The organism is Clostridium sp. AM58-1XD (assembly GCF_003464085.1).
Taxonomy (GTDB): Bacteria; Bacillota; Clostridia; order Lachnospirales; family Lachnospiraceae; genus Lachnoclostridium_A.
In genome coordinates, this window is sequence record NZ_QSDR01000030.1 from 1 (window position 1) to 12178 (window position 12178).

Here is a 12178-nt window from a genome sequence, read left to right on the forward strand (position 1 = left end):
GAAAATCGTAAGAAATCCTCCATTTACGCCATCAGGAAAAAGAGTGATAATGACCGCAGAGCGCATTATACCTGCGCATACCGGTTTTGGCGTTCACCGCCAAAAGCCTTTGAAGCGAGGGGAACATATGCGAATAAAATAGAGCGGGACAGCATAGGGGAGCATGGCGGATCATTAAGAGATTTAATTTTGAGATTCAATTTTGCGACATGCCTTAAGACATACCGGTTAAAAAGAAAGGGATCGATTATGAGGAAAAAAAGAAAATTACTGCTTCTTGCAGCCGCAGTTCTTTTGATGACCGGCGGAGCAGCCGCTACGGCAATGGCAGCTGGGGCGGAGGAAGGCGGTCCGGGAGCCGATCTGATTGAGAAGAAAATTAATGAACATAAGAATTCCGGGGACGTTTTTTCTGTAAAAGATATGGAAGCGGCAAAGTCGTCGTCGAAACTTGTTCTCGTTGTAGGACAGGGAGGGGCGAACGTACACGTTTCTTATTATGAAAAGGATGGTCAGGACGTGTGGAATGAAATCTTCGAAACGAGCGGCGTATACGGCAGGAACGGCGGAACATATGAGAAAAAAGAAGGGGACGGAAAGACGCCTTACGGCACATTTGGAATCAATAAGGCATTTGGAATCCTTGGGGATCCAGGCTGTATCATGCCTTATGAGAAGCTGAGGATAATGACTACTGGGTGGATGATTCTGCAAGCATCCATTATAACAGGATGGTGAATACGGATTTAGTGAAAAAAGACTGGAATTCGGCAGAACATCTGATACAGGTTGCGCCATATTACAACTATGTGCTGTCACTCGACTATAACGAAGATGCAGTTCCCGGAAAGGGATCGGCCATTTTTCTGCACTGTACGGCAGAAGGCTATACGGGTTCCAGCGGCTGTATCTGTATTGAGGAAGAATACATGAAAACAGTTATCAGACAGGCGGATGAAACGATGAAAATTGTAATCGTGCCTGATAAGGAAGCGTTAAAAAACCAGTAGAAAGCTGGAAATTAAATACTGGCAGCGATACCATATGAAAGACAGAGGCATTTTGCCGGGTATGGTATCGCTGCCATTTTTGTTGGAAAAAATTATCAGTGGAAGCAGAATGCGTTTATGGAGACGTTTTTTTTACGTCCGGTGAGCTGCTTTGAAAACATTTTCAGCATGTCAATCTTTTTGCGCTCCTGAGGCGGCATATCGGCGGCCAGGATGGAAACGATGATTTCCGTTTCGGAATCTGAGAACGAAATACCTTTTGCCTGTGCTTCCATATTGAGGGACAGAAGGGACGAAATGAGATTGTGCTTCGGAGTACGTTTTACCCGTTCCGCAAACTCATCCAACATATCCAGCTTCTGGCTGTCCATTCCTTTTAATCGTGGATCCTCTTTCCAGTTATTCAATGATCAGTTACCTCCTTTAAGTCATTGTCTGCATAGCCTGCATCATGAACTGTATTGTATCGATTCTGGACTGCTGTTCCGGAGACAGGAAATTTTTCAATTGCTCCATAGGGGCGGAAACACCTTTTGTCATGTTGGAGATGAGAGAAATGATTTCCTGTTCATATGTATTTCCATAAGGTTTTATGGCTTCCAGCATTTCAGATACGGAAGGCCTTTTTCCTTCCTCTTCGGAACCGGCGCTCATAGCTGTCATCTCTCCCTGGCTGAACATTCGCATGGTACGGTTCATTTCCTGAACCCGTACATACATGGAAATCATTCTCTGCTGTCTCAGCCCGAGATAGGGGAGAGCAGCCTTCATCATCTGCAGATGGGAGTCACAGGTCTTATAATCCAGTTCCGTTGGTTTGAATGCGTCATCTTTATAATCGTCCATTACTGATATGTCCTTTAGAATTCTTTGGTGACAATATATGCGGCAGCTTTCCGTTTCATGCATGGACAGCTTTCACAAGGAAAAAAATGCGGCATATGTATAATATATAAGTACATGGCAAAGCTTTCAAAACGTGTACTTCTAAATACATGACAATTGAAATAAGGAGAAATCAGAGATGAACAGCCGTTTAATTATAGATGGAAATTCTGTTTACGAAATCGATGAGGACTGCATGAAAAGGAAGAAAGAACATGAAACCAGAGGAAATGCAGAGGGCAGGAGAAGAACCTGGATTCAGGAGGAAACGGAAAAAGGATCTGACAAATAAATGAAAGAGGGGGGCAGATATTACTGCCCCCTCCATCAAAAAAAGGAAGATATTACGGATAGTTGGTAAGTATTTTAGCAGCAGAAGCTATTTCCACCGCCGCAGCAGCACAGAAGAATGATAATCCAGATCCAGTCACAGCCACCGCCGCAGCTGTTATTTCCGCCACAGCTGTTTCCGCATCCGAAGCCATTACCGCCGCAGCAGCATAAGAGAAGAATGATCCAGATAAAATTGCATCCTCCGTTTCCTCCACCGTCACATCCACAACCGCATCCGCAGTTTGTTGCAGCTAAATCACTCATGTTAGTTCCTCCAATAATTTGATTACAATGTATCATATGTCGACTGGCTTGCCACTGTTTCCCGATTTCTAAAAAAAATATAAGTTTATTTTCATCCATAATGTGGTATAATATCCGCAGAGCGGTTATTATACCTGCGCATACCGGTTTTGGCGCGTGCCGCCAAAATCCGGGCGCTGGAATCCGCCGGAGGAGAGCTGTAACAAAAGAAGGAGATTTTGATCATGGAAAGATTATATTATACATTGCCTTACGTAAAGGAATTTGAGGGTACAGTTTTAGAATGCAGAGAAGGAAAAAAAGGAACGTATGAGATTGTTCTGGACAGGACTGCCTTTTTCCCGGAGGGCGGGGGACAGCCAGGAGATACCGGCTGCCTCGGCGAAGCTATGGTAATGGATACACATGAAAAAAACGGAGAAGTTCTTCATTTGACAGATCGGCCTCTTCCTGTCGGCGGCAGGGTAAAAGGCGTACTGGACTGGGAGAAAAGATTTGACAATATGCAAGGCCATTCCGGAGAACATATCCTGACAGGGCTGATACATAAGAAATCGGATTTGATAACGTGGGCTTCCATATGGGAAGTGAAGAAATTACCATTGATTTTAACGGAACCATGACAATGGATGAACTTCAGGAGCTGGAGATGAAGGCAAATCAGGCGGTATATGCCGATATTCCATTTATGATTACATGCCCTGAACCGGAAGAACTGGAGCGGATGGAATACAGGAGTAAGAAGGAGCTGACAGGGGAAGTGCGAATCGTAACGGTGCCGGATGTAGATGTATGTGCGTGCTGCGGTACCCATGTGGAGAAATCGGGTGAAATCGGCCTGATTAAAGTCCTGGGAATGATACACTATAAGGGGGGCGTCAGAATTTCCATGCTGTGCGGAAGGCCGGCGCTCAAATACCTGGACAATCTCCAGAGACAGATGAACGGGCTGTCTGTTCTGCTCTCTTCAAAAATTGGAAAAGTTGCAGAAGCAGTGGAAAAGCTTAAAATGGAAAATACAGATAAGGAGTTCCAGCTGGCAAAGGCTTATCAGGAGATGTTTGCAGTTAAAGCAGAGAACTATCCCGACAGCGACAGGCCGCTGTTACTTTTTGAAGAAGGGCTGAATCCCGTCCAGATTCGCCAGTTCTGTACCCTTTTATATGAGAAAAAAAAGGGAAATGCAGTTGTCGTATGTGCGAAGAAAGGCGACATCTATCAGTATGCGGCCGGAAGCAGTTGTGAAGACATGAAAGCTTTCAGCAGGACGCTGAACGGGCTTCTAAACGGCAGAGGCGGGGGAAGCAGCCAAATGGCACAGGGAACCTTTCAGGCGTCTGAAGAGGAAATCAGAAAAGCAGTTGAAGAAAATATTTGAGTGAAAGAAAGGAAATCATAGCAAATTATATGAATCTTGACAGTACACAGTTAAAGAAACTCAGAGGACTGATTCTTTATACAGTTGTTGTAGCAGTCGGATGCGTCCATTACAAAGAGGTACTGGCCGTCCTTGGAAGGGGAGTACACATGATACTTCCTTTTCTGGTGGGATGCGCCATTGCCTTTATTTTAAATGTGCCGATGAGACGCATAGAAACGCAGATCGCAGGAAAGGGAGCAAATAAGAGGTGGCACAGGCCGGTCAGCCTGCTTATCACACTCATATTTGTACTTGGAATTCTGGCGGTTGTCATCTTTGTAGTGGCTCCGGAATTTGCAAATACTGCGGTCGGGCTGAAAAAGAGCGTTCCCGTCTTCGCAGACAGATGATAGATACGCTTACGGACCTGTTTGCAAGGGATCCGGACATGGTATCTTATCTGAACAGCCTGGTCATTGACTGGAACGCCGTATTTAATGAGGTAGTAGCATTTTTGAAAAATGGAGCCGGTTCCGTATTGAATACGACATTTGCAGCGGCCGTGTCCATTGTCAGCGGCGTAACTACCTTTGGCATCGGTTTTGTGTTTTCCATTTATGTTCTGCTTCAGAAGGAAGTGCTGGCCAGGCAGTTTAAGAAATTTATAATGGCATTTCTTCCAGAGCAGATCGCAGAGCGTTTTCTGGAAGTTGCAGCTCTTACAGAGAGGACATTTTCGAATTTCCTGACAGGACAGTGTCTGGAAGCTGTGATTCTTGGAAGCATGTTTTTTGTCACTATGAGCGTGCTCCGTATGCCTTATGCCCTTCTTATGGGCGTACTGATTGCCTTTACTGCATTGATACCGATTTTCGGAGCGTTTATCGGCTGTGCGATTGGAATTTTCCTCATGCTTATGGTGAGTCCGATGAACGCGCTTGCGTTTGTAATTCTATTTAATGTCATTCAGCAGATTGAGGGGAATTTTATATATCCTCATGTTGTAGGCGGTTCGGTTGGTCTTCCTTCGATCTGGGTGCTTGTTGCTGTCACGCTTGGGGGCAGTCTGATGGGAGTCGTGGGGATGCTGGTGTTCATACCGATCTGCTCGGTACTCTACAGCCTGCTAAAGAGAACAGTCAACAAAAGGCTGGAGATTAAGGGAAAGGCAGAGGCATAAGCTGTTCGGACAGAGATCTGTCTGTATGGTTACAATAAAAAAGGAGGCTTTGCAGCATAAGTTCTCGATGGTCCTGGGGAGGAGCATATGAAAAAATACGATAGGTTGCAGGCGATTCTTACGGCTGCCGTGCTGTTGACGGCAGTTGCGGGCTGCTCAGAAGAGCAGAAAGAAACACAGATGAATTCTTCGGTTTCTAATATGGCACTGGAGGAAGCTGAAACGGATTCATTCGAGGAAGAAGAACTGAGTCAGTATGACGTAATTGCAGGCTTTGAGGTTATGGAACTGGGAGAAATTGAAGAAGTCGGTGCGGAAACAATCCTTTTTTATCATGAACAAAGCGGAGCGGAGCTTCTGTATATTAAAAATGACGATAAAGAACTGGGATTTTCTATTGCATACCGCACGCCCAGTATGGATGAAACAGATATGAACCATATCCTGAAGCATGTCGTTCTTGCATCATCTGAAAAGTATCCAAGCACCAATCTCTATTCTGATATGAAAAATAGGGGATTCATTACATATATGAATGCGGAAACTCACCCGGCTGTAACTTATTATCCTGTTTGCAGCCAAAGTGAAGAGCAGCTGATGAAGGCTGCAGACGTCTATCTGAGTTGTATGACATCGCCGGAATTTCTTATAAATGAAAATATATATAAAAGAGAGGCATTCCGCTGCGAGCTGGAAAATGAAAAAGCACAGATAACAGCAGAGGGGGGCGTATTTCATGAGGATATGGAAAACCTTACTGATATGGAAGCGAATGCCAGAGGAAATGTAGGAAAAGCGCTCTATCCGGAATTGGCGGCCCAAAACGCAGAGGGAATGCTCTATAAGAGCTATAAAGAAATTACTTACGATAAAGTAAAAGAAGCTTACGAATCGATGTACCATTTTGACAACAGTCTGATCATTCTTTATGGGGATCTGGATTATCAGAGATTTCTGAGATTCTTGGATCAGGAATATCTTTCAGCAGAAGAAGACAACGGAACAGATTTTTCCGGGGCGATGAATGAAGAGGTGCCAGGAGGTTACACAGAACAGACAGCGGAAATTCCTGCCTATGAAGAAAGCAGCGCAGAACAGGCTTCTGTGATCTGTTATGCGATGGATCTTTCTAAAAGTTCCTGGGAGGATATTATGAGATGGGAGCTGTTTTCTGCAATGCTCAATTCCGAAAACTCACCGTTGGAACGCCGCGGAAAGGAAAACGGCATTTCGGGCAGGATCGAGCTGAAAGTGGTTATGGAAACAGCAAAACCGTACCTTGCTTTTTATTTAAACAATACGGATCCGGATAAAAAAGATGCGTTTAAAGCAACGGTTCTGGGGGCAATGGAAGAGGTCAGTGAGCGAGGAATTGATGAGGAGATTTTTCAGTCGGTGCTTAAATCATCTGAGATGGAAGCATATCTGGCCAGAAACGCGCCGTCTGCGGCCGCCGGACTGTTTAATACACTTTCCGTTTACTGGTCGAATACTGGACGGACCGACTATTATTCCATTAAAAGATCATGTATGAACCAAATAAAGGCGAACCGTTCCCAGATGTATTTTAAGGAACTTGCAAAACAGGCTTTAGCACCGTCCAGAAGCGCGCTCGTTGTAAACGTTCCTGTTCCCGGACTTGCTGAAAAGAAGAAACGGGAACTGGAAGAAGACATGGCGGGGCGGAAGGTTCAAATGACAGGGAAAGAAATCAGACAGCTGGTATCAGATACGGCAGAATTCCGGCAGTGGAGTGAAAAAGAACGAGTGAACGCAGACTTTCTGATTCCGCTGTCAGGGCTTATGGCGAAGGCAGAAACAGCTGATTTTAGTACGAAAAAAATCGGAGAACTGACCAGTTGCACGGCCGCTGTCTCTATGGAGAAAGTGGGCGCCTGCAGTATTTATTTCGATCTGAGCGAAATACCGGAGGAGGATATCTTCTATCTTCCCATATATCAGCTGCTGATATCCAGGCTGGACGGAAATTTGAGGGAGTCAGGGGAGCTGAGGGCACTTTCCGACCAGTATCTGTATCAAATGAGCTTTCGTGAACTGCTTATAGAAGAAGGATCATCGGGTAACAGACCGGTCATGGAAGTAAACTGGTATTGTATGACAAAAGACTATGAAACAAGCCTGAAACTGCTGATGGAACTTATGATGCAGACAAAGTTTGACGATCCCCAAAAGACGACGGAGCTCCTTCGGGAATATCTTTCCCGGACTGACCAGCAAGGGTATGACCAGCCGACCAAGCTAATGGATACAGCCGTTTCTTTTGCAGAGTCATACATGGGAAACAACAGAACCCTTGACCAGCTGTTTCACGGGCAGGATTCTTACCATTTTATGAAAACGACATTAAGGCGCCTTCAGGAAGAACCGGAATACAGCGTTGAATTTGCGGATAAGATGAAGGAAATATCCAGAATACTGTTAAATAAAAAGGATATTATTTCAGTCATTATTGCAGATCAGAATGAATTGGAGGAAATGGAGCAGACCGCGGGAAGAATGCTCGGAGCGCTTATGTCTCACGAGAGAGTGTCTCAGAAGTGGGAGGGACTGTCACTGTCAGGCTGGCCGAAGAGAACTGGTATCTGCACAGCGGCTTCTGAAGCGTGTACGGCCCTTGTTTCCTCCTATGGAAAAGAAGACGGCAGTGACGGGAGGTATGCCGCTTTTTTGAAAGCAGCAGAAGAAGGATATATCGTTCCAGGATTGGAAGCGGAAGCGGGACAGAATTGTGCGGGCTTATATATGATTACGGAAACAGGGCAGTTCTGCCTTTACCGGCTCGACGATCCCAATGTGAAAGAGTCGCTGGAGGTTTTCGACGGTGTTGGGGATTATTTAAGACATGCAAAAATCAGTCAGGAAGATTTCGACGGCTATATTTTAAGCGCATATGCTGAGGCCACACGGCCATCAGGAATTTTCCATGAGAAACAACAATCAATTGAGAGATATCTTCAGGGAATCGATGAATATGCGGTTGCGGAGAGAATACGGCTGATAAAGGAAGCGTCTCTGGAAGATCAGGATGAGGCGGCACAGGCAATCGAAGAGCAGATCAGAAACGGTTCGGCCGCAGCTGTGGGAAAGGGCAGTATAATAGAAGAGGGGAAAGCGTGTTTTGACGTGCTGCTGGACTGGGGAGATTCGTCATCCGATTAAATACGGACAAAATAATACAGAGGGTGCCGTAAAAGAGAAAAAGCGCTGCCCCTGGATACCGGAAAAAGTGACATGGCTGCTGCCATGAAACGGAATCTGGTATCGGGGGCATGCCTGATCTTGCTTTTGCAGCACCCTCTGTGATATTAACTTGATAATTCTGATTACTGACCCTGATACATGAAAGAGATCAGACGGTCGATGTCGTCCTTATCGTATGCAATCAGTTCAAGCTCATCAATATAGCCGTTTGAAAAAATAGTTGCCATGGATAAGTACTGTGTCAACTTGGATTTTAAGTTGATTCTGTCCCCTTCAGGAGAAACAAGTTCTACCTTTCCTGAGCACTGGTCAATTACCTTGAAAAACTTATCTACATCTGTAATATTCTGAATTTTCATAAGATACGCTCCTTTCCAGAATGCGAAACGAGTTAACTTTTTAACAAATTTATTATATCAGGGGGCTAAATAAAATACAATCAGTAATATTACCAAAAATAACCGTTTGAATTAATCGAAATGGAATATTTTGACAGTTCGTGATTGATTTTTGCTGAAATGGAACCGTCTTATCCCTGCGTTTCATCAGCAGTCCTTCTGAAGAGGAGGAGGCTGCTCACTGAAATTAATCGTATGCTTTGAGCAGTTTAGTACAAAAGAAACGCCCCGCAGGCTAAAGCTTTATCTGCCTGAATTTGACTGATAAAGCTGACGGATATCTTCCAGAAGAAGAGAGGATATCCGGAGCCCGCCGCGGCCAAAGCCAATATCGATATCCGGTTTATTGGCTCCATGAAAATCAGAGCCGCCTGTAGGAAGAAGGCCATATTTTACAGCAAGTTCCTTCAGACGCATACTCTCATAAGCACTGTTGGAAGAGTGATAGACTTCCAGTGCCTGCATACCGAGTCCAGTAAGGTAAGCAATCAGACCGTCCAGTTCGTCATTTCCGAACTTATATTGGAGTGGATGTGCAAGAGCAGGAACTGCATGGCAGGCAGTGAGAAGCTCCATTGCCAGTTCCGGGGCAATCCGTTCTTTTACAGGGCAGTATTTGCTGCCTGGCTTCAAATATTTCTTGAAAGCCTGATTCATGGAAGAGACATAACCTTTCTGGAACAGCACACGTGCGAAATGAGCTCTGGTGATCACCGTACCGGGATTGCCATTCTGGAGCTCTGCCATGGTAATTTCCATTCCGGCTTCTGAAAAACGGCGCAGAATCTCCTCATTTCGCCTGTGCCGGATTTCACGCATATGGCCAAGCGCTTTTTCAATGACCGGATGATGGATATCCACGAAAAGTCCCAGTATGTGAATCTCTTTTTCATGGTATAAGGCGGACAGCTCTACACCTGGAATTACTTCTATATGATGAGAAGATGACGCTGAAAGAGCTTCCTCTATGCCATCTATGGTGTCATGATCAGTTAAAGCAATTGACTTCAGACCTTTTTCGGCCGCCAGAGCGACAACACCGGATGGGGAGAGGGTGCCGTCCGACGCATTGGAGTGGACGTGAAGATCTACATAATTCATAAAAACCTCCTGTTGAAACACATTAGTAACAATTTGATAATACAATAGTAACACATGAAAAAGAATAAGTAAAATGTCAAAAAATATTCAGAAAAAAACATGAAAATAGTCATTTCTTTTTCTAGGAATTGTGTTATACTCTAGGTTGTAAACTAGATAGGGTATAGATAGGTGACAGTATGAATCAAAATGATGAAAGAAACAGAACGAAAGGCTCCTCCAGAGCAGGAGGCAGCGGAACGAGGAAAAGCACTGCCTCAAACAATGGCTATTCAGGGCCAAGGAACAGCAGGGCAAGGGGAAGCGCATCTTCGCGGTCAGGTTCTTCTTATAGCAAAAGCGGCAGTTCCTCCGGCAAAAGTACCGGCTCTTCCAGAAGCACCGGGCAGGCTGCCAGAGCGAATGCAGCTGGACAGGCAAGGCGCAATGGTACTCGAAACAGAAAACCGCAGCACAATTACAAGATGATTGCCGTAGGAGGTGTTTTACTGATCCTGGTTATCTTTGGAATTGTAATGATGATGAAGGGATTTGGAAAAGAGCGGATCGATGAGCCTACGACGGAATCTGAGACAGAGCTTCAGAGAGAGGTCGTAGTAGACGGCGTAACAATCACTGGAATGTCCAGAGAACAGGCACGGGAAGCAATTCTCCATAATTATACGTGGTCTATGAAGGTCACTTACAAGGATGATGTATACGAAGTGGAAAATCTGATGGGAGATAAGGTAGACCGTCTACTTCAGGAAATTTTCACAGGGGAACCAAAGGAATCTTACAGCCTGGATACATCCGGCATGGAATCATATGTAGAAAAAGAAGTCGCAAATATGGCGGAAAAATGGGACAAACCTGCCAAGAACGGAGAGATTTCCGGGTTTGACAAGGAAAAGGGTACGTTCATATATTCCGGTGAAGAAACAGGTGTGATAATTGATCAGGAAAAACTGAAATCCGACATCAACGAAGCGATTCAGGCTAAGAACTTCATTGCTCAGATCGAAGCCCAGGGGAAGGATGTGGCACCGGAGATTTCGGAAGAACAGGCCAAGTCCATGTATAAAGTGATCGGGCAGTATACGACGACGACGACCGCGAACAAAGACAGAAATACAAATATCAAGCTGGCTTCCGAGAGCCTGGACGGCAAGATTATCCAGCCGGGCGGAACATTCTCATTTAACGATACGACTGGAAAAAGGTCGACGGATAAGGGATACAGACCCGCCGGAGCCTATGTGGAAGGAAAGTTGGTTGAGGAACCAGGCGGCGGTGTGTGCCAGGTTTCGTCTACCTTATATAATGCAGTTATCTTTTCAGGTCTGAATACGACGGAGCGCCATGCACACAGCTTTGAACCTTCTTATGTAACGCCGGGTGAAGATGCGACAGTAAGCTTCGGCGGACCAGATATGAAATTTATTAATACATCCAATACGGCGATCGCTATTCGTGCAAAACTGGAGGGAAGTCTTAGCGGAAAAATGAAGCTGACGATTTCCATTGTCGGAATTCCGATTCTGGAAGAAGGTGTAACCGTTTCCATGCATTCGAAAAAAACGAAAGAGCTGGATCCTCCGGCACCGACCTATGAAGAAGACCAGACGCTTGCGCCGGGAGAGGAAAAGGTCGTTAAGCAGGGAAGCAACGGAAGCGTTTGGGTGACGAATCTTGTAAAGAAGAAAAATGGAGAGGTCATCAGTGATGAGTTCTTCCACAGCAGCACATATAAGGGGCATGAGGCACTTATCCATAGAAATACGTCGGATGTACAGATCACGACTGCCGGAGAAGGGGAATCCTCCTCGGTTGAGAATCCGGATGAGAGTTCGGCGGCACAGCCAGGCGACAATGGTGAGAATGGAACGGGGACACCGGGAGACGGCAATGCCCCTAACACCGGAACGAACGACGGTTCGGGAGGGCCAGGCCATCCGACGGACGGACCTGCTGGAAACGGCCAGTCAGAGCCTCCGCAGGTGCCGAATGGGCCGGAAGCGGAAACATCCGGTTCACAAAGCGCTACTGTAGCTCCTCCGTCCACGGAGAGTAAAGCAGTACAGGAAGTTCCGGCGGGGCCGGGACTATAACAGAAGTATAGAAGAGCCTGCACGGCAGTCCGAAAGGGCATAGTGCAGGCTCTTTTTATATCCTATTCAGCCGCGGGTACGTGCTGTTGCGGCGAAAGAAGTGTTCCGGTCCGGCCGCAGAACCTGATTCGTTCAGATATGACTTGTACGAAAGGAGCCGGCGGCGTATGAATATGGTGTCGCTTTTACGGCCTGCTGCAGGGAGAGACGGCATATTCGCGCAGTCTTTTCTGATTGTTCGTAAAATAATACGTTAATTTGCTGTTTTATGTCTTTGCAAATTGTCAAATTATTGTTATAATATAATACAGGTCAGTCTCCCAATAGGAGAACAA

General features: G+C 45.6%; 14 protein-coding genes and 1 pseudogene. 10 read left to right on the plus strand and 5 right to left on the minus strand.

The genetic code is table 11. The annotated features are described in order from the left end of the window. Together DXA13_RS22030 and DXA13_RS22035 are read left to right on the plus strand one after the other, a co-directional pair. Positions 1-738: pseudogene (locus tag DXA13_RS22030) on the plus strand (hypothetical protein); the annotation flags it as partial. Further along, entirely contained in the window at positions 699-1010 is a 312-nt protein-coding gene (locus DXA13_RS22035; RefSeq protein ID WP_243009187.1) for a hypothetical protein, read from the plus strand. The pseudogene DXA13_RS22030 and the gene DXA13_RS22035, both read left to right, overlap by 40 nt. 95 nt (positions 1011-1105) lie before the next feature. Here the strand turns inward: DXA13_RS22035 and DXA13_RS16335 are convergent, their stop codons facing one another. Beyond that, on the minus strand, positions 1106-1417 hold the full coding sequence (locus DXA13_RS16335) for a hypothetical protein (RefSeq protein ID WP_243009188.1): 312 nt from the start codon (positions 1415-1417) through the stop codon (positions 1106-1108). Between the two features lie 16 nt (positions 1418-1433). Further along, positions 1434-1856: a hypothetical protein gene (locus DXA13_RS16340; protein ID WP_118246052.1), complete on the minus strand. Its 423-nt coding sequence runs from the start codon at positions 1854-1856 to the stop codon at positions 1434-1436. 178 nt (positions 1857-2034) lie between these two features. Here DXA13_RS16340 and DXA13_RS21095 point away from each other — a divergent pair, with 178 nt between their 5' ends. Beyond that, positions 2035-2187, plus strand: coding sequence for a hypothetical protein (locus DXA13_RS21095; RefSeq protein WP_181995714.1), 153 nt, complete (start codon positions 2035-2037; stop codon positions 2185-2187). A 74-nt stretch (positions 2188-2261) separates the two neighbouring features. On the opposite strand, the gene DXA13_RS16345 is transcribed toward DXA13_RS21095, so the two are convergent. Beyond that, positions 2262-2492, minus strand: coding sequence for a hypothetical protein (locus DXA13_RS16345; protein ID WP_118246054.1), 231 nt, complete (start codon positions 2490-2492; stop codon positions 2262-2264). A 224-nt stretch (positions 2493-2716) separates the two neighbouring features. Here DXA13_RS16345 and DXA13_RS23255 point away from each other — a divergent pair, with 224 nt between their 5' ends. The 5 genes from DXA13_RS23255 to DXA13_RS16360 all read left to right on the plus strand — a co-directional run bounded on the left by DXA13_RS23255 (position 2717) and on the right by DXA13_RS16360 (position 8212). Continuing rightward, positions 2717-3115 carry an alanyl-tRNA editing protein gene (locus DXA13_RS23255; RefSeq protein WP_347559893.1) on the plus strand — a complete coding sequence of 133 codons (399 nt, stop codon included), beginning with the start codon at positions 2717-2719 and terminating at the stop codon, positions 3113-3115. Further along, positions 3073-3870 (plus strand): DHHA1 domain-containing protein, encoded by a 798-nt coding sequence (locus DXA13_RS16350; RefSeq protein WP_347559894.1) that lies wholly within the window; start codon positions 3073-3075, stop codon positions 3868-3870. Before DXA13_RS23255 ends, DXA13_RS16350 begins: the two co-directional genes overlap by 43 nt. Continuing rightward, positions 3867-4262, plus strand: a complete 396-nt coding sequence (locus DXA13_RS23260) for a hypothetical protein (protein ID WP_347559895.1) — start codon at positions 3867-3869, stop codon at positions 4260-4262. The genes DXA13_RS16350 and DXA13_RS23260 overlap by 4 nt, the downstream gene beginning before the upstream one ends. Beyond that, a complete protein-coding gene (locus DXA13_RS16355) occupies positions 4259-5032 on the plus strand; it encodes an AI-2E family transporter (RefSeq protein WP_347559896.1) in 774 nt (257 codons plus the stop codon). Before DXA13_RS23260 ends, DXA13_RS16355 begins: the two co-directional genes overlap by 4 nt. An 87-nt stretch (positions 5033-5119) precedes the next feature. Further along, complete coding sequence (locus DXA13_RS16360) at positions 5120-8212, plus strand: insulinase family protein (RefSeq protein ID WP_118246056.1); 3093 nt, start codon at positions 5120-5122, stop codon at positions 8210-8212. Positions 8213-8376: 164 nt separating this feature from the next. Here the strand turns inward: DXA13_RS16360 and DXA13_RS16365 are convergent, their stop codons facing one another. Further along, positions 8377-8613: a polya polymerase gene (locus DXA13_RS16365; RefSeq protein ID WP_118246058.1), complete on the minus strand. Its 237-nt coding sequence runs from the start codon at positions 8611-8613 to the stop codon at positions 8377-8379. A 282-nt stretch (positions 8614-8895) separates the two neighbouring features. Further along, positions 8896-9753, minus strand: coding sequence for a PHP domain-containing protein (locus tag DXA13_RS16370; RefSeq protein WP_118246060.1), 858 nt, complete (start codon positions 9751-9753; stop codon positions 8896-8898). Between the two features lie 189 nt (positions 9754-9942). Between DXA13_RS16370 and DXA13_RS22040 the strand changes: the two genes are divergently transcribed. Continuing rightward, entirely contained in the window at positions 9943-10221 is a 279-nt protein-coding gene (locus tag DXA13_RS22040; RefSeq protein WP_243009189.1) for a hypothetical protein, read from the plus strand. Then, complete coding sequence (locus DXA13_RS16375) at positions 10218-11843, plus strand: VanW family protein (RefSeq protein WP_243009190.1); 1626 nt, start codon at positions 10218-10220, stop codon at positions 11841-11843. Before DXA13_RS22040 ends, DXA13_RS16375 begins: the two co-directional genes overlap by 4 nt. Positions 11844-12178 lie beyond the last annotated feature (335 nt).

Coding starts and splice junctions, on each gene's coding strand:
- DXA13_RS16340 (WP_118246052.1), bottom strand. CDS start 1,856: ATGGACGATTATAAAGATGACGCATTCAAACCAACGGAACTGGATTAT.
- DXA13_RS21095 (WP_181995714.1), top strand. CDS start 2,035: ATGAACAGCCGTTTAATTATAGATGGAAATTCTGTTTACGAAATCGAT.
- DXA13_RS16345 (WP_118246054.1), bottom strand. CDS start 2,492: ATGAGTGATTTAGCTGCAACAAACTGCGGATGCGGTTGTGGATGTGAC.
- DXA13_RS23255 (WP_347559893.1), top strand. CDS start 2,717: ATGGAAAGATTATATTATACATTGCCTTACGTAAAGGAATTTGAGGGT.
- DXA13_RS16350 (WP_347559894.1), top strand. CDS start 3,073: ATGGGAAGTGAAGAAATTACCATTGATTTTAACGGAACCATGACAATG.
- DXA13_RS16355 (WP_347559896.1), top strand. CDS start 4,259: ATGATAGATACGCTTACGGACCTGTTTGCAAGGGATCCGGACATGGTA.
- DXA13_RS16360 (WP_118246056.1), top strand. CDS start 5,120: ATGAAAAAATACGATAGGTTGCAGGCGATTCTTACGGCTGCCGTGCTG.
- DXA13_RS16365 (WP_118246058.1), bottom strand. CDS start 8,613: ATGAAAATTCAGAATATTACAGATGTAGATAAGTTTTTCAAGGTAATT.
- DXA13_RS16370 (WP_118246060.1), bottom strand. CDS start 9,753: ATGAATTATGTAGATCTTCACGTCCACTCCAATGCGTCGGACGGCACC.
- DXA13_RS22040 (WP_243009189.1), top strand. CDS start 9,943: ATGATGAAAGAAACAGAACGAAAGGCTCCTCCAGAGCAGGAGGCAGCG.
- DXA13_RS16375 (WP_243009190.1), top strand. CDS start 10,218: ATGATTGCCGTAGGAGGTGTTTTACTGATCCTGGTTATCTTTGGAATT.